Raw genomic sequence first — 18,779 nt, 5'->3', positions numbered from 1 at the left:
GAAAGCGGGCTGGGTCAGCCCTTGACGTACGGTTTACCGGCGGCCGCGGGGCCGCGGACCTTTCCGACGAGACCGGCGACGGCGAAGATCGTGACCACGTACGGCAGCATCAGCATGAACTCGCTGGGCACGGGTGAACCGATGACGCCGAGGGTGTTCTGCAGGTTCGACGCGAAGCCGAAGAGCAGAGCCGCGAGCGTCGCGCGGATCGGGTCCCACTGGCCGAAGATGACCGCCGCCAGGGCGATGTAACCGGCACCGGCCGTCATCTCCTTGTTGAACGCGCCGACGGAGCCGAGCGTGAAGAACGCGCCGCCGAGGCCGGCGATGGCGCCGCCGAGGGAGACGTTCCAGAAGCGGGTCTTGGCGATGTTGATGCCGACGGTGTCGGCGGCCTGCGGGTGCTCGCCCACGGCACGCAGGCGCAGACCCCAGCGGGTGTGGAAGAGGCCGACGTAGACCAGGGCGACCGTGACGTACATCAGGTACACGATGATCGTCTGGTTGAAGAGCATCGGACCGATGATCGGGATGTCCGCGAGCACGGGGATGGGCAGGCGCGGGAAGCGCGGCGGCGAGTTGAGCGTGGTGGCGTTCGGCGAGAGGACCTGCGAGAACAGGAAGCTCGTCAGGCCGACGACGAGCACGTTCAGCACGACACCGACGATCACCTGGTCGACGAAGTACTTGATGGCGAAAGCCGCCAGCACGAACGACACGAGAACGCCCGACACGGCAGCCGCGAGCAGACCGACGAAGGGGTTGCCCGTCGCGGTCGCGACGACCGCCGAGGTGAAGGCGCCCGCGAGCATCTGACCCTCGATCGCGATGTTGACCACACCCACGCGCTCGCTCAGCACGCCGGCCATGGCACCGAAGATCAACGGCACCGACAGACTGAGCCCACCGGCGAGAAGGCCCGTGAGCGGGATGACCGCCGTCGTGGCACCCGCGGCAGCCCACGTCAGGAAGCCGACCATGAAGACGAGCGCGAAGATGACGGCGAGCCAGATGGGCGGACGACGGCGGGCGCGCACCATCAGCGCGCTCACCACGGTGACCGCGGCGAGCAGCACCGTGCAGACGATGCCGGTGACGACGCCGCCGAGCACGACCTCGGGCAACTGGAGGAACTCGCCGGGGCTGGAGATGCGGAAGACCGCGTCGCCGTCCTGGCGGGCGATGACGAAGAGCACGAGCGCCAGCAGCGTGATCACGCCGTAGACGATGGGCGCCTTCCAGCCGACGACGACGGCCTTGTCGAGCGCGGGCGCGGCAGCCTCGGGCTGTGCGGCGGTGGTGGTCACCGGGCCGCCTCCTTCTTCTTGGCGACGCGAGCCTTCGAGGGGCGCGCTCCGGGGTTCGGCAGGCGGAAGATCGCGCGCACCAGCGGCGGCGCCGCGATGAACAGCACGATCAGCGACTGCACGACGAGGACGATGTCGACGGGCACGCCGTTGGCGGCCTGCATGGCGAAGCCGCCGGCCTTGAACGCACCGAACAGGATGCCGGCGACCAGCACGCCGACGGGAGTGGAGCGGCCGAGCAGCGCCACGGTGATGGCGTCGAAGCCGATACCGGCGTCGATGCCGCTCGAGAAGCCGGTGGTGACGGTCCCGAGCACCTGGTCGACACCCGCGAGCCCGACGAGGGCTCCGGAGATCAGCATCGCGTAGATGTACATCGACTTGACGTTGATGCCCGCGACGCGTGCGGCGTGGGGGTTCAGACCGACGGCACGGAAGCGGAAGCCCAGCGAGGACCGCTCGAGGATCCACCACACCACCGCGACGGCGACGATCGAGAGGATGAAGCCGAAATGGAGGTTGTAGCCCGAACCGAGCAGGTCGGGGAACACCGCCGTGTCCTTCATCGCCGGCGTCGTCGGGTTGTTCGAGCCCGGGGCCTGCAGCAGACCGGGGGTGCGCAGCAGGTAGTACACGATGTAGAACGCGACGTAGTTGAGCATGATCGTGACGATCACCTCGTGCGCGCCGGTGCGCGCCTTGAGCACACCCGCGATCCCGGCCCACAGCGCACCGGCGACGACACCCGCGACGAGAGCGACGATCATGTGGATGCCCCACGGCAGATCGAACGCGAAGGCGACCCAGCCGCCCGCGGCGGCCGCCACCAGCATCTGGCCGCGGCCACCGATGTTGAACATACCGACGCGGAACGCCAGGGCGACACCGAGACCCGCCGCGATCAGGGGCGTCGCGAAGGTGAGCGTCTCGGTCAGCGGGCGGATGCCGGTGGCGAACTCCGGGCGACGGAAGTTGTAGATCGCGCCCTGGAAGAAGGACGAGTACGCACCCGACACCGAGGTCCAGATGGCGGAGAGCGTGTCGCCCGGACGGGCGAAGAAGTACGCGGAGGCCGCTTGCACGTTCTCGTCGGTGGCGGCGATCATGATCGCGCCGACGATCAGGGCGAGGACCACCGCGAGAACCGAGATGATCGCGTTGCCCGTCGCGATCTCGCGGAAGGCGCGACGCCAGCGGTTCTCATCGGCCGCCGGCTCCGGAGCGACCGTGCGGGCGCCCGAGACGGGATCGACGACGGCGCTGCCCTCGAGCGCGAGGTCGGCCTGACCGGCCTCCGCGACCTCGGCGGCGCGATCCGCGCGCGCGGCGGTCGGGTCGTGGGGGCTGTGCGAATCGCTCACGCGGCGACTCCTTCGTTCTGGGGCGCTTCGCCGGCCATCATGAGGCCGAGCACGTCACGCGAGGTGTCTCCGGGGACGATGCCCACGACGCGACCGCGATACATGACCATGATGCGGTCGGCCAGGGCCGTGACCTCGTCGAGCTCGGTCGAGACGACGATGACGGGGACGCCGGAGTCGCGCGTCTCGATGACGCGCTTGTGGATGAACTCGATGGACCCGACGTCGACACCGCGAGTGGGCTGCGCCGCCACGAAGAGCCGCAGGTCGCGGCTGAGCTCGCGCGCGAGCACGACCTTCTGCTGGTTGCCGCCCGACAGACGCCCGACGGGGGTCTCGATCGAGGGCGTCCGCACGTCGAACTCCGACACCTTCTCGCGAGCGAAGTCGGCGAGCGTCGAGAGCTGGATCGCTCCGCCCTTGATGAACGGCGCCCCGTCGGCGCGGTCGAGCATGAGGTTCTCGGCGATGGAGAACTCCCCCACGAGACCGTCTTCCTTGCGGTCCTCGGGGACGAAGCCGACGCCCGCGTCGAGCACGGCGCGCACGCTCCGGCCGTTCAGCTCGGAGCCGTCGAGCACGATGGACCCTTCGACGCGCTCCTGCAGGCCCAGCAGCGCTTCGGTGAGTTCGGTCTGCCCGTTGCCCTGGACACCCGCGATCGCGAGCACCTCGCCGCGACGGACGTCGAAGCTGACGTCATTGACGACGAGCTGACCGATCGCGTCGACGACCGTGAGGTTCGAGACCCGCAGGCCGACCTCGCCGAGGGTCGGTGGCTCTTTCTGAACCGTGAGCTCGACGGCGCGGCCCACCATGAGCGAGGCCAGTTCGGCGTTGGATGCGGTGGGCTCGGCTTCTCCGACGACCTTGCCGAGGCGGATGACCGTGATGCGGTCGGCGACCTCGCGCACCTCGCGCAGCTTGTGCGTGATGAAGACGATCGAGGTGCCCGCGTCGCGCAGCTGACGCATGATGGCCATCAGCTCGTCGGTCTCCTGCGGCGTCAAGACGGCGGTGGGCTCGTCGAAGACCAGCACCCTGGCATCGCGCGAGAGCGCCTTGATGATCTCGACACGCTGCTGCACGCCGACGGGGAGGTCGTCGACGAGGGCATCGGGGTCGACGTCGAACCCGAAGCGGTCCGAGATCTCGCGCACCTTGGCGCGCGCAGCGGCGAGGTCGAGGCGCCCGCCGATCTTGGTGGGCTCGTGCCCGAGCATGACGTTCTCGGCGACGGTGAAGACGGGGATGAGCATGAAGTGCTGGTGCACCATGCCGATACCGGCGCGCATGGCGTCACCGGGGCCGGAGAAGTGCTGGACGACGTCGTCGAGCAGGATCTCTCCGCCATCGGCATGATAGAGGCCGTAGAGGACGTTCATGAGGGTGGACTTGCCGGCACCGTTCTCGCCGAGCAGGCAGTGGATCTCTCCGGCCTCCACGGTGAGGTCGATGTGATCGTTCGCCACCAGGGATCCGAAGGTTTTCGTGATCCCGCGGAGTTCGAGCTTCATGTTCCCGATCCTAAGTTCTGTGGCATCGGACGCGGGAGGCATCCGACGAGACCGACCGGCCTTGTGGGCGGATCGGAGTCTGGCGAAGCGGGCGGGATCCGCCCGCTTCATGAGGAGGGGAGGCCGGCAAGACGCCGACCTCCCCCGGAGAGTGGGTTCTCTCAGCCGGCCAGGTAGGACTCGACCTTGATCTTGCCGCTGATGACGTCGGCCTTGAGGGCGTCGACCTTCGCGGTCAGGTCGGACGACACGCGGTCGGACCAGTCGTGGTAAGGCGCCAGGCCCACGCCGTCGTTCTCGAGCGTGCCGATGAACGGAGCGGTGTCGAAGTTGCCCTCACCCGCGGCGACGATGGCGTCCTTGGTGCCGACGTCGATTCCCTTGAGGATCGAGGTCAGCAGGATCTTCTGGACGTTCGGGTCGGTGTCGGTCTCGTACACGTCGGCGTCCACACCGACCATGGCGATCTCGCGACCGGCGTCCTGGATGGCGACGGCGGCCGACTGGTAGATCGGGCCACCGACGGGCAGGAGCACGTCGACGTTCTGGTCGATGAGAGCCTGCGCGGTCTGGCGCGCGGTGTCGTTGGCCTCGAAGCCACCGGTGAACGAGCCGTCCTTCGCGGTGCGGTCCCAACCGACGACGCGAACCGAGGTGCCGTTGTCGGCGTTGTACTTCTCGACGCCCTGCGCGAAGCCGTCCATGAAGATCGTGACGGTCGGGATGTTCATGCCGCCGAAGGTGCCGACGACGCCGGTCTTCGAGGTGCCCGCCGCCAGGTAGCCGGCGAGGTACGCCGCCTGGGCGGTGTCGAAGATGATGGGCTTGATGTTGGGCGCGTCGGTCTTGCCGTCGAAGTCCTGGTCGACGGTGTCGTCGATCGAGACGTACTGCAGGTCGGGGTTGGCCTTCGCCGATTCGAGAGCGGCGGGAGCCAGCAGGAAGCCGACGGTGATGATCGTGTTGCAGCCCTGGTCGACGAGGTTCTGCAGGTTCGACGCGAAGTCGGTCTCGGACTGCGACTGCACCTCGATGGGCTTCTTCGAGCCGAGCTCGGAGGCGGCGGCGTCGAGGCCCTCCTTGCCGAGCTGGTTGAACGACTTGTCGTCGAATCCACCCGAGTCGGACACCATGCAGGGCAGGTAGTCGCTGGCACCGGCGGCCGCGGACGAACCGTTGCTCTCGGGTGCAGCGCCGCAGCCGGCGAGCAGCACCGCGGTGCCGATCATGGCGAGACCGCTGAAAACGGCCTTCTTCGTGGTCTTCACGAATGGTCCTCCAAGACGGGGGCCCCCAACGGGTTCGGGGGACGATCCCGTCACGTTACCCACTGTGACGATCCGCTTGTGCACCGGGAGGCCCCGTGCGCGGCAATGGTTACAAAGACGCAATCTCGCGTGATCCGTCCGCCACACGGCACTCCACGGCGAGGAACCGGATGCCAGGCCTCCTGGCATCCGGTGTCTTACAGGACGTCGCCGCGACCGGTGAGCTTGAGCGCGTCGACGACACCCTTGACGCGCTGGGCGTTCTCGGCCGTGGTGACCAGGAGGGCATCGGGGGTGTCGACCACGACGATGTCGCGCACGCCGATGAGGCTGATCACGCGCTTGGTCTGGGTGACGACGATGCCGCTCGAGGCGTCGGCCAGCACGCGCGCTCCCTCGCCGAGGATCGCCAGTTCGTTGCGTCCGTGGGAGTTGAGCTTCGACAGGCTCGCGAAGTCGCCCACGTCGTCCCAGTCGAAGTGACCGGGGATGACCGCGAGGCGCCCCTTCTCGGCGGCGGGTTCGGCGACCGAGTAGTCGATGGCGATCTTCTTCAGACTCGGCCAGAGGCGATCGACCGCGGGACCACGACGATCTCGATCGTCCCAGGCCTCGGCCAGTTCGAGCAGCGCGGCATGGAGCTCGGGCTCGTTTACGGCGAGCTCGGCGAGCAGCACGTCCGCGCGGGTGATGAACATGCCCGCGTTCCAGAGGTACGCCCGGTCTTCGAAGTACTGCTTGGCGGTGTCGAGGTCGGGCTTCTCGACGAAGCGCTCCACCATATAGGCCTCGGGGGCACCGTCGACGATCAGTTCGCCGGCCTGCTTGATGTAGCCGAACCCGACCGAGGCCTCGCTCGGCTGGATGCCGATCGTGCAGATGTATCCCTCGCGCGCGACGGCGACGGCCTGGCGCACCGCGAACTCGAACTGGCGCGTCTGGCGGATGACGTGGTCGGCCGCGAACGAGCCGATGATGACGTCGGGCTCGCGGCGCACGAGGATCGCGGCGGCGAGGCCGATCGCGGCCGACGAGTCCCGGGGCTCGGACTCGAGGAAGACGTTGTGGTCGGGGACGCCCGGGAGCTCGCGCTCCACGGCGGCGCGGTGTGCGCGGCCGGTGACCACGGCGATGCGGCCCTCTCCCGACAGCGGAGCGAGGCGGTCCCACGTGTCGCGCAGCAACGTCTGCCCCGACCCCGTGAGGTCGTGGAGGAACTTGGGGGCGTCGGCGCGCGAGAGCGGCCAGAGCCTGCTCCCGATCCCCCCGGCGGGGATCACGGCGTAGAAGTCGTCGATAGCGGGGTCTGCCATGGCACCGACCCTAGTGGCATCGTGTTTCCCTCCCTTGTCGGGCGGTGTGCGGACACGTGACGCGCGCCACGGAGCAGGGCCGAAAGTATCTCGATGTCGAGAGAGTGTTAGGCCGCCCTAATCCCCTCGATTCATAGCTCGGACGTAGTATTTCCTCGCGCCCGTGTGACGCCTGGGGCCTCTGCCGGCTCCCCCACCGTGTTCGATCAGGGAGGACGACCGTGTCAGCACCAGCACGTGCCACGCCGTCGGTGAAAGAGACCACCTCGAAGAGGCCACGCGGAACGCTGTACCGCGGTCGCGAGGGCATGTGGTCATGGGTCCTGCACCGCATCACGGGTGTGGCGATCTTTTTCTTCCTCCTCGTGCACATCCTCGACACGGCGCTCATCCGCGTGTCGCCTGAGGCGTACGACGCGGTGATCGGCACCTACAAGAACCCGATCATGGGGCTCGGCGAGGTCGCCCTCGTCGGCGCGATCGCGTACCACGCCTTCAACGGTCTGCGCATCATCCTCGTCGACTTCTGGCCCTGGGCCACGCGTCACCAGCGTCAGCTCTGGTGGGGCGTGCTCGGCCTCTGGGTCGTGACGATGCTCGGCTTCACCCCGCGCCACCTCATCAACGTCTTCAGCGCCGTCACCGGGAGCCACTGATGTCCGTCGCCCAGGAAGCCAGCACGATCCCCGCCCCGCGCACCCCCAGCGTGCGCAAGAAGGGCTCCAACCTCGAGAAGTGGGGATGGATCTACATGCGCGCCTCCGGCGTGCTGCTGATCGTCCTCATCTTCGGCCACCTGTTCGTCAACCTGATGACGGGCGACGGCATCCACCAGATCGACTTCGCCTTCGTCGCGGGCAAGCTCGCCTCGCCGTTCTGGCAGTGGTGGGACGTCCTGATGCTGTGGCTGGCCCTCATCCACGGGGCCAACGGCATGCGCACGATCGTGAACGACTACGTGACGAACGCCACGGTCCGCAAGGTCCTCGTGTGGTCGCTCTGGCTGTCGGCCGGGTTCCTCATCCTGCTCGGCACCCTCGTGGTCTTCACCTTCGACCCCTGCCTCGGCGTGACCGAGAGCAGCTCCCTGTGGGACGTGTGCCAGGCGGCGTAAGCCCGTGGCATCCCTTCTCTCCCCTGACACCAGAGGTATCGCACACGTGAGCACTCAGACTTCCTCGGACTCGATCGTCAAGGACGGCGTCCACTACCACCAGTTCGACGTCGTCATCGTCGGTGCCGGCGGCGCCGGCATGCGCGCGGCCATCGAGGCCGGCCCCGGCGCGAAGACCGCCGTCATCTCGAAGCTCTACCCCACCCGCTCGCACACCGGTGCGGCGCAGGGCGGCATGGCCGCGGCTCTGGCCAACGTCGAAGAGGACTCGTGGGAATGGCACACCTTCGACACCATCAAGGGCGGCGACTACCTCGTCGACCAGGATGCCGCCGAGATCCTCGCCAAAGAGGCGATCGACGCCGTCATCGACCTCGAGAACATGGGCCTGCCGTTCAACCGCACGCCCGAGGGCAAGATCGACCAGCGCCGCTTCGGCGGCCACACGGCCGATCACGGCAAGAGCCCGGTGCGTCGCGCATGCTACGCCGCTGACCGCACCGGCCACATGATCCTGCAGACGCTGTTCCAGAACTGCGTCAAGCTCGGCATCAACTTCTTCAACGAGTTCTACGTGCTCGACCTCATCACGGTGAAGGATGCCGCGGGTAAGACGCAGGTCGCCGGCGTCGTCGCCTACGACCTCGCGACGGGCGAGCTGCACGTCTTCCAGTCGAAGGCCGTCATCTTCGCGACCGGCGGATTCGGCAAGATCTTCAAGACCACCTCCAACGCCCACACCCTCACCGGTGACGGCGTCGGCATCGTGTGGCGCAAGGGCCTGCCGCTCGAGGACATGGAGTTCTTCCAGTTCCACCCGACCGGCCTCGCCGGGCTCGGCATCCTTCTCACCGAAGGTGCTCGAGGCGAGGGCGCGATCCTGCGCAACGCCAGCGGTGAGCGCTTCATGGAGCGCTACGCCCCCACGATCAAAGACCTCGCACCCCGCGACATCGTCGCGCGGTGCATGGTCCAAGAGGTCGCCGAGGGGCGCGGCGCCGGCCCCCACCGCGACTACGTGCTGCTGGACTGCACGCACCTGGGCGCCGAGGTGCTCGAGACCAAGCTCCCCGACATCACCGAGTTCGCCCGCACCTACCTCGGTGTCGACCCGGTCGTCGAGCCGGTGCCGGTCATGCCGACCGCTCACTACGCGATGGGCGGCATCCCCACCAACATCAAGGCCGAGGTTCTCGCCGACAACGACACCGTCGTCCCGGGCCTCTACGCCGCCGGCGAGTGCGCGTGCGTGTCGGTGCACGGCTCGAACCGCCTGGGCACCAACTCGCTGCTCGACATCAATGTCTTCGGCAAGCGCGCCGGCCGCAACGCGGTCGAGTACGTCAAGACCGCCGACTTCGTGCCGCTGCCCGAAGACCCCGCCGCCGAGGTGCGCGGGCTCATCGAGGGCCTGCGCAACAACAGCGGCACCGAGCGCATCGCGGTGCTCCGCAAGACGCTGCAGGACGAGATGGACAAGGGCGCGCAGGTGTTCCGCACGCACGAGTCCCTCGCCCACGTCATGGACGTGATCGCCGACCTGCGCGAGCGCTACAAGAACATCCACGTCGACGACAAGGGCAAGCGCTTCAACACCGACCTGCTCGAGGCCGTCGAGCTGGGCTTCCTGCTCGATCTGGCCGAGGTCGTCGTCTACTCGGCGCAGAACCGCGAAGAGAGCCGCGGTGGTCACATGCGCGACGACTTCCCCACGCGCGACGACGAGAAGTACATGCAGCACACCATGGCGTACCTGTCGGGCGACCCCCACTCGTCGCACCCCGCCGATCACATCGAGCTCGGCTGGAAGCCCGTGGTCTTCACCAAGAACGAGGCCGGGGAGCTGCGCTACCCGCCGCTGGAGAGGAAGTACTGAGATGGCATCCACCGTCATCGAGCAGGTCGACACCTCGGACGAGGTCGAGCAGACTCCTGAGGACACCGGCATCCAGTCGTTCCTCGTCACCTTCAACATCCGCCGCTTCGACCCCGAGGTCGACGATGAACCGCGCTGGGTCGACTACGACGTGGAGCTGTACTCGACCGACCGCGTGCTCGACGCGCTGCACAAGATCAAGTGGGAGGTCGACGGCTCGCTGTCGTTCCGCCGCTCGTGCGCGCACGGCATCTGCGGATCGGATGCCATGCGCATCAACGGCCGCAACCGCCTGGCCTGCAAGACCCTGATCAAGGATCTCGACATCTCGCAGCCGATCTACGTCGAGGCGATCAAGGGCCTGCCGCTCGAGAAGGACCTCATCGTCGACATGGAGCCGTTCTTCGCCTCCTACCGCGAGGTGCAACCGTTCCTCATCTCGAACTCGAAGCCCGAGCCCGGCAAGGAGCGCATCCAGTCGATCGTCGACCGCGAGGTCTTCGACGACACGACGAAGTGCATCCTGTGCGCCGCGTGCACCTCGTCGTGCCCCGTGTTCTGGACCGACGGTCAGTACTTCGGTCCCGCCGCGATCGTCAACGCGCACCGCTTCATCTTCGACTCGCGCGACGACGCGGGCGACGTGCGTCTCGACATCCTCAACGACAAAGAGGGCGTGTGGCGCTGCCGCACCACCTTCAACTGCACCGAGGCGTGCCCCCGCGGCATCGAGGTCACCAAGGCCATCGCCGAGGTCAAGCAGGCCGTCCTCCGCGGCGGTCGCTGATCCCTCCCTCTTCGAACGGCGGGTGCGCGCAGGCGGACCCGCCGTTCGGCGTCTGCGGGCCCGACCCCGCGGCATCCATTCATTAGGCTCGACGCGTGACCGACAGCCGCCACGACCCGCGCCCGCTCCCCGCGGCCGGCGAAGAGGAGCGCACGCTGCGCGACCGCTTCGACGCGGCTCAGCTGGCGGTGCGGGAGCGCCTCGACGAACCGCTCGCACGGGCGGCCAAAGTCGTGCAGTGGTTCCCGATCCGGGTCTGGCGGCACTTCCTCCAGCACAACGGTTTCCTGCTCGCCGCGGGGATGAGCTACCAGGGGCTGTTCGCCGTCTTCTCCGCGCTGTACCTGTCGTTCGCGGCGGTGGGGATCTGGCTGGGCGGAAGCAAGGCTGCGATTGACGGACTCATCGGCATCATCAACAGCTACATCCCGGGGCTCATCAGCAAGAACGGCCTGGTGCAGCCCGACAAGGTCGAGGCCGTCGCGCAGGAGAGCGGGAAGCTGCTCGGCATCACGGGTGCCATCGCGGCGATCGTCGTCATCTGGACGGCGATCGGGTTCGTGACCTTCACCCGCCGCGCGGTACGCGACACGTTCGGCCTCCCCTTCGACATGCGAAACTACGCGCTGTTGAAGGCCCGTGACTTCGTCGCATCGCTGTTGTTCGGGCTCGCGCTCCTGGTCGGCGCCCTGCTCGGTTCCATCACCACAGGCGCCGTCGACCTCGTGTTCGGCATCCTCGGGTGGGATCGCGAGACACCCGGGTGGACGATCGGTGCGCGGGCGATCTCGGCCCTGGTCGCCTTCGGGGTCAACACCCTGGCGCTCGCCGCGCTCTTCCGCTTCTTGACGGGGACGAGCCTGAGCTGGCGGCGGGCCTGGCCGGGCGCACTCGTCGGCGCCGGCGGAATGGTCGTGCTGCAGATCGGTGCGGGATTCCTCCTCGTCTACACCCCGACGAACCCCCTCCTCGGAACGTTCGCCGCCCTCATCGGTTTCCTCCTCTGGTTCCGCCTCATCGGGATCGTCATCCTCGTGTCGGCTGCCTGGATCGCCGTCGCGGCGGGCGACCGTGATGTGCCCCTGCGTTCGCCCGAGGACAGGCTCGCGATGGAGCAGGCGGCTCTCGTCATCGCCGCGCAGGTGGGGGTGCGCGAGGCCGAGCGTGCGGCCGCGACCGCCCGCTGGCCGTGGCGCTGGCGGGCACGCCGACGGGTCGCCGCGGCCCGGAGGAACCTCGCTCAGGCGCAGGCTGCTGTGCCCGCGCCGCGTCGCACGTCGCTCCTCCCCGACTGACCGGCCCGATGTCGGAGGCCCCCGTTAGGCTCGTGGGGTGGCTCGTTCCGTACGCATCGTCTCCATCAACGTCAATGGCATCCGTGCCGCCGTCCGCAAGGGCATGACCGAGTGGCTCGAAGCCTCGGGCGCCGACATCGTCGCCCTGCAAGAGGCGCGCGCCACCGCCGACCAGCTCGCCGAGGCCCTGCCCGGGTGGGAGATCGTCAATGACGAGGCCCTACAGAAGGGCCGCGCGGGCGTCGCGATCATCAGCCGGCTCCCCGGCGTCGACACCCGCACGCACCTCGGTCCCGAGCCTCTCGACGCGTCCGGGCGGTGGATCGAGACCGACTTCGACATCGACGGCGAGACCGTCACGATCGTCAGCGCCTACGTGCACAGTGGCGAGGTCGACACCCCCAAGCAAGACGCGAAGTGGTTGTTCCTGGATGCCATGGAGCAGCGTCTCCAGACCCTCAAGGCCGAGCGCGAGCTCGCACTCGTCACGGGCGACCTGAACGTGGGGCACCGCGAGCTCGACATCAAGAACTGGCGTGGCAACCGCAAGAACGCGGGCTTCCTCTCCCGCGAGCGCGCGTACTTCGACCGCTTCTTCGGGCCCGCCGGCGAGAGAGTCGAGGGGGTCGACGGCTCGGTGGGCACGGGCCTCGGCTGGATCGACGTCGGGCGCCGACAGATGGGCGAGGTCGAGGGGCCGTACACGTTCTGGTCGATGCGCGGGAAGGCGTTTGACACCGACAGCGGGTGGCGTATCGACTACCACGTCGCCACGCCCGCGCTGGCGGAGCGTGTCATCGCGTACCGCGTCGACCGCGCCCCCTCGTACGACACGCGCTGGAGCGACCACGCCCCGGTGATCGTCGACTACGCGCTCGGGCGCTGACCGCGGGCACGCGTCCATGGCGCGGGTGTCGGGCGCTGACCGCGGGCACGCGTCCACGGCGCGGGTGTCGGGCGCTGACCGCGGGCACGCGTCCACCGCGCGGGAGCGGGGCGCCGCGCGCTGCGATTTCGTCTGCGTCCAGGGCGCGGGGGCAGAGTGCCGCGCGCTCTGCTGCGGCGCTCGCCACGATGCTCGCCGCGGGGTCGGGCGCGGCGTGCTCGACGCCTAGGATCGAGGGGTGACCCAGCAGCGCCTCTACTCCGGAATGCAGCCCTCCGCCGACAGCCTTCAGATCGGCAACTACATCGGTGCGCTGCTGCAGTGGCGTCAGCTTCAGGACGAGTACGACGCCTTCTTCTCGGTGGTCGACCTGCACGCCCTGACCCAGCCCGGCGACCCCGCCGAGCGCCGTGAGAAGACCCGCCGCACGGCCGCTCAGTACATCGCCGCGGGCATCGAGCCCTCGCGATCGACGCTCTACGTCCAGTCGCACGTCCCCGCGCACGCGGAGCTGCAGTGGGTGCTGTCGACCATGACCGGATTCGGCGAGGCCGGGCGCATGACGCAGTTCAAGGACAAGTCGGCACGCTACGGAGCGGATGCCACCAACGTCGGCCTCTTCACCTATCCGGTCCTCATGGCCGCCGACATTCTGCTGTACCAAACCGACGTCGTGCCGGTCGGCGACGACCAGAAGCAGCACATCGAACTCACCCGCGACCTCGCCGAACGCTTCAACAAGAGCTTCGGCGAGACGTTCACGATGCCGAAGCCGATGATCCAGCGCGAAACGGCCCGCATCTACGACCTCCAGAACCCCACCTCGAAGATGTCGAAGTCGGCCGAGTCCGACGCCGGCGTGCTGTGGATGCTCGACGAGCCGAAGGTCAGCGCGAAGAAGATCATGCGGGCGGTCACCGACTCGGAGGGGTCCGTGCGCTTCGACCGCGACGAGAAGCCGGGTGTCTCCAACCTCCTCGTGATCTACTCCGCCCTCACCGGCCGCGACATCACGGCGATCGAGGACGAGTACGCGGGCCGTGGGTACGGCGACTTCAAGAAGGGCCTCGCCGAGGTGGTGGTGAACGAGTTCGAGCCGGTGCGCGAGCGTGCGCTCGAGCTCATCGCCGACCCCGCCGAGCTCGACCGTGTGCTCGCGACGAACGCGGAGCGGGCGGCATCCGTGGCCGAGAAGACCCTCTCGGACGTGTACGAGCGCATCGGGCTCCTGCGCCGGGGCTGAACGAGAGGTCTGCCGCGCAGCGGATTCGGAAACGGGCAGCAGATCCGGATGCCAGGGCTCTAGGTCGCCCGAATCCACGACGCATCTCCGAATCCGGCGCCCCCTGCCTCGACGAACCGGGGCGCAGCGCGCCGATGCAAGGGGCGTGGCGATGTCGGAAGCCCGTGGCAGCATGGGCGCATGCCGGAGATGCCTGAGGTCGAGGGGCTCGTGGAGTTCCTGCGCGGCCGTGTCACGGGGCTGCACGTGGCGAAGGCCACTGTGTCGGCGATCAATGCCCTGAAGACCTACGACCCGCCCCTGACGGCCCTGGTGGGCTCGGCAGTGACCGCCGTCGATCGTCACGGCAAGTTCGTCGATGTCTCGACCGACGCGGGGGTGCACCTGATCTTCCACCTCGCGAAAGCGGGTTGGCTGCGCTGGTACGACGTGTTGCCCTCCACGGTCATCAAGCCCGGGAAGACCCCGATCGCCCTGCGCGTCGGTTTCGACGACGGCTCGGGCTTCGACCTCACCGAAGCGGGCACGAAGAAGTCGCTCGCCGTGTACGCGGTGCACGCCCCCGACGAGGTGCCCGGTATCGCGCGGCTCGGTCCCGACCCGCTGAGCGACGGCTTCGACCGCGCCGCGTTCGGCGAGCTGCTCACCGGTCGCCGCACGCAGATCAAGGGCGTGCTGCGCGATCAGTCGATCATCGCCGGGGTCGGCAACGCGTACTCCGACGAGATCCTGCACGCGGCGAAGATGTCTCCCTACGCTCTCGCCGCGACGCTCACCTACGAGGAGGTCGACCGGCTCTTCCGGGCGATGGTCGAAACGCTCGCCGAGGCGATCGATGCCGCGCGCGGCAAGCCGCCGGCGGAGCTGAAGGACGCCAAGAGGCGCGGCATGCGCGTGCACGGTCGACGTGGCGAGGCGTGTCCCGTCTGCGGCGACGAGGTGCGCAGCGTGTTCTTCGCCGACAACTCGCTCGAGTACTGCCCGACGTGCCAGACCGGTGGCAAGCTGCTCGCCGATCGGCGGCTTTCACGGCTTCTGAAGTAGCCGCGCGGCCGGCGCCGCATGTCAATCCATGTCGGGGAATGAAACCGGCCACACCGCGTTGACTACACTTCGAAGTGCAAACAACGTGCTCCGGGGTCGGTGAGAATCCGAACCGGCGGTGACAGTCCGCGAACCCCTCCGCTTGTGCGGTGGGGCCGATCCGGTGGAATTCCGGGACCGACGGTGATGCGACGGGTGACCGACGCTAGTCCGGATAGGAGGCAGCACGGACGGCGCATCGCGCCTTCCCGCTGGCCCTGCCCCGACGCCGCGGGAAGGACAGGGAAATGGCATCCGCCGTCGAGATCGACGCCATGCGGCGAGCGCTCCAGCTCGCCCGGCGCGGCCCGCGCGGGCTCAACCCGCAGGTCGGCGCTGTCATCCTCTCGCCGACCGGTGAGATCCTCGCCGAGGGGTACCACCGCGGCGCGGGGACCCCGCACGCCGAGGTCGACGCCCTCTCGCAGCTCGCGCCCGGCGCGGCCCGTGGCGCGACGGCGGTCGTGACCCTCGAGCCCTGCAACCACACCGGGCGCACCGGCCCGTGCGCGGTCGCCCTCATCGACGCCGGTGTCGGCCGAGTCGTCTTCGCTCTCGACGACCCCACCGCGGCAGCCGCCGGTGGAGCCGACCGGCTGCGCGCAGCCGGGGTCGACGTCGAGCGCGGCGTCGAGAAGGACGCCGCGGAGGAGCTCGTCCACGACTGGGTGGCCCTGCAGCGCACCGGTCGGCCGCACGTCACCGTCAAGTGGGCGCAGAGCCTCGACGGCCGCGCCGCCGCCGACGACGGCACGAGCCAGTGGGTCACCGGGCCGGCCGCTCGTCGCGACGTGCACTCCCGCCGGGCCGCCGCCGATGCGATCGTCGCCGGCACGGGAACCGTGCGCGCCGACGACCCGGCTCTGACCGCACGCGACGACGACGGCACGCTCCTCGCGGCCCAGCCCGTGCCTGTCATCATCGGCGAGAGCGAGACGGCTCCGGATGCCGCTGTCCGTCGGCACCCGCGAGAGCCCCTGTTCTTCGCGACGCACGACCTGAAGACCGTCCTCGCCGACCTCGCCGGGAGAGGCATCCAGCGCGTCTTCGTCGAGGGAGGTCCGACCCTCGCGAGCGCCTTCGTCCGGGACGGCCTCGCCGACGAGTTGCTCGTCTACGTCGCGCCGGTGCTGCTCGGCGGCTCGCGCCTCGCCCTCGGCGACGTGGGTGTCCCCACCATCGACGCGGCCCGGCGCTTGGCCGTGGCATCCGTCCAGACCCTCGGCGACGATCTGCTGATCGTCACCCACCCCACCACCCCAACGCAGGGAGATCACTGATGTTCACCGGAATCGTCGAAGAGATGGGCGCCATCACCGCGGTCGAACCGTCGGGCGACGGCGTGCGCGTGACCGTGCGCGCTCCCCTTTCGGTCTCGGACGCCGGCCACGGCGACTCGATCTCGGTCAGCGGCGTGTGCCTCACCGTCGTCGACCAGGGCGAGGACTGGTTCACCGCAGACGTGATGAAGCAGACGCTCGACATGTCGACTCTCGCCGACGTCGCACCGGGCCGCCCGGTCAACCTGGAGCGCGCGACGGCGGCGCACGGACGCCTCGGCGGTCACATCGTCCAGGGCCACATCGACGGCACGGGCGTGGTGCGCGAGGTGCGTCCCGGTGCTCAGTGGAGCGTCGTGCGCATCGGCATCCCGAATCACCTCGCTCCCCTCGTCGTCGACAAGGGATCGATCGCGATCGACGGCGTCTCACTCACCGTGAGCGCCGTGAGCGATGCCCACGAGGCGGAGCAGTGGCTCGAGGTGTCGCTCATCCCCGAGACGCTCGCCGCGACCACCCTCGGCCGAGCCGAGGCCGGAACACCGGTCAACCTCGAGACCGACATCCTCGCGCGCCACGTGCAGCGCATGCTCGCCTTCCGCACATCAGAGAATCCCGCGGCTGCGGCCGCATCGACCGAGAGGGGCTCCCGATGAGCCTGTCCCCCATCCCCGAGGCCCTGGAGGCCCTGCGCGCCGGCCGGCCGATCCTGGTCGCCGACGACGAGAACCGCGAGAACGAGGGCGACGTCATCCTGTCGGCGGCACTCGCGACCCCCGAAGCCCTGGCCTGGACGGTCCGCTGGTCCAGCGGGTACGTGTGCGCGCCCATGCCCGCCGAGTGGGCCGACCGCCTCGACCTGCCGCCCATGGTCGCGGTCAACGAGGATGCGCGCGGCACCGCTTACACCGTGAGCGTCGACGCCGCGTCCGGAGTGACGACGGGCATCAGTGCTGCCGACCGCGCTCGCACGCTCAACGTCCTCGCCGACCCCGAATCGGTGCCGACCAGCGTCATCCGCCCCGGGCACATCCTCCCGCTGCGAGCCGTCGACGGCGGCGTCCGTGAGCGGGCCGGCCACACCGAGGCGGCGGTCGACCTCATGAAGCTCGCGGGCCTCGAGCCGGTCGCCGCGATCGCCGAGGTCGTCGCCGAAGACGGCAGCATGATGCGCCTGCCCGGGCTCTTCGAGCTCGGCGAGCGGGACGGCATCCCGGTCATCACGATCGAGCAGCTCATCGGCTACCTGAACGAAACCGATCCCCTGCCTGCGTCGACCCCCGCGCGGCGCCGCGTGAGCCTGCGCGCCGAGTCGAACGTACCCACCACGCACGGCACCTTCCGCTTCCTCGCCTATAAGGACCGCGTCACCGGGACCGATCACATCGCGGTCGTCTCGGGAGAACTGGGTACCAAGGCCCCGCTCGTCCGCGTGCACTCCGAGTGCTTGACCGGCGAGGCGTTCGGCTCGCTGAAGTGCGAGTGCGGTCCCCAGCTCGACGCGGCGCTCGACCGCATCGCCGAAGACGGCGGCATCGTCATCTACATGCGCGGCCACGAGGGACGCGGCATCGGCCTCATTAACAAGCTTCGGGCCTACAACCTGCAGGAGCGCGGTCTCGACACCGTGGATGCCAACCTGGCCCTCGGCCTTCCCGCCGACGCGCGCGACTACGCCGCCGCGGCCGGCATCCTGGCCGACCTCGGTGTCGAACAGGTGCGCCTGCTGACCAACAACACCGACAAGGTGAACCAGCTCCGCGGCTTCGGCCTCGACGTCGTCGAGCAGGTTCCGCTCCTCGTCGGAGTCGGCCCGAACAACCACCAGTACCTCGAGACGAAGCGCGACCGGATGGGTCACATCATCGCCGAGGACGACCTGCGCGACGCCCTCGCGCACATGAAGGAAGAGAGCGCCTGATGGCCGGTAGTGGAGCACCCGAGACCGGCGGCGTCGACGCGTCGGGCCTGAACCTCGTCGTCATCGCCGGCACCTGGCACGAGGTCATCACCGACGGCCTGATCGCCGGAGCGAAGAGAGTCCTGGATGCCACGGGCGCGACGTACCGCGTGGTGCGCGTTCCGGGATCCTTCGAGCTGCCGGTCGCCGCGAAAGCCGCGTTCGACGGCGGGGCGGATGCCGTCGTCGCCCTCGGCGTCATCATCCGGGGCGGGACGCCACACTTCGAGTTCGTCTCATCGGCGGCGACCGACGGTCTCACCCGCGTCGCCCTCGACGCGGGCAAGCCCGTCGGCTTCGGCGTGCTGACCCTCGACGACGAGCAGCAGGGTCTCGACCGTGCCGGCCTCGAGGGGTCGAAGGAGGACAAGGGCGAGGAGGCCGCGGATGCGGCCATCCGTACCGCTCTGGTGCTGCGGGAGCTGCGCGGCTGACGCTCACTCGACGGGCTCGGCGGAGGTGGCTGAGCCCGCCGAAGCCACCGGGGAG

At 69.0% G+C, this 18,779-nt stretch carries 17 protein-coding genes; 12 read left to right on the top strand and 5 right to left on the bottom strand.

The features are described from left to right. Positions 1–14 precede the first annotated feature (14 nt). From ACMW4R_RS07845 to ACMW4R_RS07825, 5 genes are all read right to left on the bottom strand, one after another. Positions 15–1,307, bottom strand: a complete 1,293-nt coding sequence (locus ACMW4R_RS07845; protein WP_058595517.1) for an ABC transporter permease — start codon at positions 1,305–1,307, stop codon at positions 15–17. After that, positions 1,304–2,668, bottom strand: coding sequence for an ABC transporter permease (locus ACMW4R_RS07840; RefSeq protein WP_418299601.1), 1,365 nt, complete (start codon positions 2,666–2,668; stop codon positions 1,304–1,306). The genes ACMW4R_RS07845 and ACMW4R_RS07840 overlap by 4 nt, the downstream gene beginning before the upstream one ends. After that, positions 2,665–4,185: an ABC transporter ATP-binding protein gene (locus ACMW4R_RS07835; protein WP_418299600.1), complete on the bottom strand. Its 1,521-nt coding sequence runs from the start codon at positions 4,183–4,185 to the stop codon at positions 2,665–2,667. The genes ACMW4R_RS07840 and ACMW4R_RS07835 overlap by 4 nt, the downstream gene beginning before the upstream one ends. Before the next feature lie 161 nt (positions 4,186–4,346). Beyond that, positions 4,347–5,453, bottom strand: a complete 1,107-nt coding sequence (locus ACMW4R_RS07830; RefSeq protein WP_241490533.1) for a BMP family lipoprotein — start codon at positions 5,451–5,453, stop codon at positions 4,347–4,349. A 197-nt stretch (positions 5,454–5,650) separates the two neighbouring features. Next, a complete protein-coding gene (locus ACMW4R_RS07825; RefSeq protein ID WP_058595519.1) occupies positions 5,651–6,766 on the bottom strand; it encodes a mannose-1-phosphate guanylyltransferase in 1,116 nt (371 codons plus the stop codon). 221 nt (positions 6,767–6,987) lie between these two features. On the opposite strand from ACMW4R_RS07825, the gene sdhC reads away from it, so the two are divergent. From sdhC to ribH, 12 genes are all read left to right on the top strand, one after another. Beyond that, positions 6,988–7,422 carry a succinate dehydrogenase, cytochrome b556 subunit gene (sdhC, locus tag ACMW4R_RS07820; protein WP_013583715.1) on the top strand — a complete coding sequence of 145 codons (435 nt, stop codon included), beginning with the start codon at positions 6,988–6,990 and terminating at the stop codon, positions 7,420–7,422. Further along, on the top strand, positions 7,422–7,880 hold the full coding sequence (locus tag ACMW4R_RS07815; RefSeq protein WP_058595520.1) for a succinate dehydrogenase hydrophobic membrane anchor subunit: 459 nt from the start codon (positions 7,422–7,424) through the stop codon (positions 7,878–7,880). Before sdhC ends, ACMW4R_RS07815 begins: the two co-directional genes overlap by 1 nt. A 46-nt stretch (positions 7,881–7,926) precedes the next feature. After that, positions 7,927–9,756, top strand: coding sequence for a succinate dehydrogenase flavoprotein subunit (sdhA, locus tag ACMW4R_RS07810; protein WP_418299599.1), 1,830 nt, complete (start codon positions 7,927–7,929; stop codon positions 9,754–9,756). A 1-nt stretch (position 9,757) separates the two neighbouring features. Then, entirely contained in the window at positions 9,758–10,543 is a 786-nt protein-coding gene (locus ACMW4R_RS07805) for a succinate dehydrogenase iron-sulfur subunit (protein WP_058595522.1), read from the top strand. 95 nt (positions 10,544–10,638) lie between these two features. Beyond that, positions 10,639–11,838, top strand: coding sequence for a YihY/virulence factor BrkB family protein (locus tag ACMW4R_RS07800; RefSeq protein ID WP_193752626.1), 1,200 nt, complete (start codon positions 10,639–10,641; stop codon positions 11,836–11,838). A 37-nt stretch (positions 11,839–11,875) separates the two neighbouring features. Beyond that, a complete protein-coding gene (locus ACMW4R_RS07795) occupies positions 11,876–12,724 on the top strand; it encodes an exodeoxyribonuclease III (RefSeq protein WP_418299598.1) in 849 nt (282 codons plus the stop codon). 238 nt (positions 12,725–12,962) lie between these two features. Continuing rightward, positions 12,963–13,967 carry a tryptophan--tRNA ligase gene (gene trpS / locus ACMW4R_RS07790; protein WP_081317241.1) on the top strand — a complete coding sequence of 335 codons (1,005 nt, stop codon included), beginning with the start codon at positions 12,963–12,965 and terminating at the stop codon, positions 13,965–13,967. A gap of 180 nt (positions 13,968–14,147) precedes the next feature. Then, the gene (locus tag ACMW4R_RS07785; RefSeq protein ID WP_418299597.1) at positions 14,148–15,011 is read left to right on the top strand and encodes an Fpg/Nei family DNA glycosylase; all 864 of its coding nucleotides are present in this window, start codon (positions 14,148–14,150) and stop codon (positions 15,009–15,011) included. Between the two features lie 287 nt (positions 15,012–15,298). Continuing rightward, the gene (gene ribD / locus ACMW4R_RS07780; protein WP_418299596.1) at positions 15,299–16,330 is read left to right on the top strand and encodes a bifunctional diaminohydroxyphosphoribosylaminopyrimidine deaminase/5-amino-6-(5-phosphoribosylamino)uracil reductase RibD; all 1,032 of its coding nucleotides are present in this window, start codon (positions 15,299–15,301) and stop codon (positions 16,328–16,330) included. Further along, positions 16,330–16,986 carry a riboflavin synthase gene (locus ACMW4R_RS07775; RefSeq protein WP_058595526.1) on the top strand — a complete coding sequence of 219 codons (657 nt, stop codon included), beginning with the start codon at positions 16,330–16,332 and terminating at the stop codon, positions 16,984–16,986. Before ribD ends, ACMW4R_RS07775 begins: the two co-directional genes overlap by 1 nt. Then, positions 16,983–18,251 carry a bifunctional 3,4-dihydroxy-2-butanone-4-phosphate synthase/GTP cyclohydrolase II gene (locus ACMW4R_RS07770; RefSeq protein WP_058614399.1) on the top strand — a complete coding sequence of 423 codons (1,269 nt, stop codon included), beginning with the start codon at positions 16,983–16,985 and terminating at the stop codon, positions 18,249–18,251. Before ACMW4R_RS07775 ends, ACMW4R_RS07770 begins: the two co-directional genes overlap by 4 nt. Beyond that, positions 18,251–18,724, top strand: a complete 474-nt coding sequence (gene ribH / locus ACMW4R_RS07765; RefSeq protein WP_058627452.1) for a 6,7-dimethyl-8-ribityllumazine synthase — start codon at positions 18,251–18,253, stop codon at positions 18,722–18,724. Before ACMW4R_RS07770 ends, ribH begins: the two co-directional genes overlap by 1 nt. Positions 18,725–18,779: the final 55 nt, after the last annotated feature.

Origin of the sequence: Microbacterium sp. S1037 (assembly GCF_048381605.1) — a bacterium.
GTDB lineage: Bacteria > Actinomycetota > Actinomycetes > Actinomycetales > Microbacteriaceae > Microbacterium > Microbacterium testaceum_B.
The sequence above is the reverse complement of the archived record's forward strand: the minus strand, read 5'-3'. Positions and strand labels throughout refer to the sequence as shown.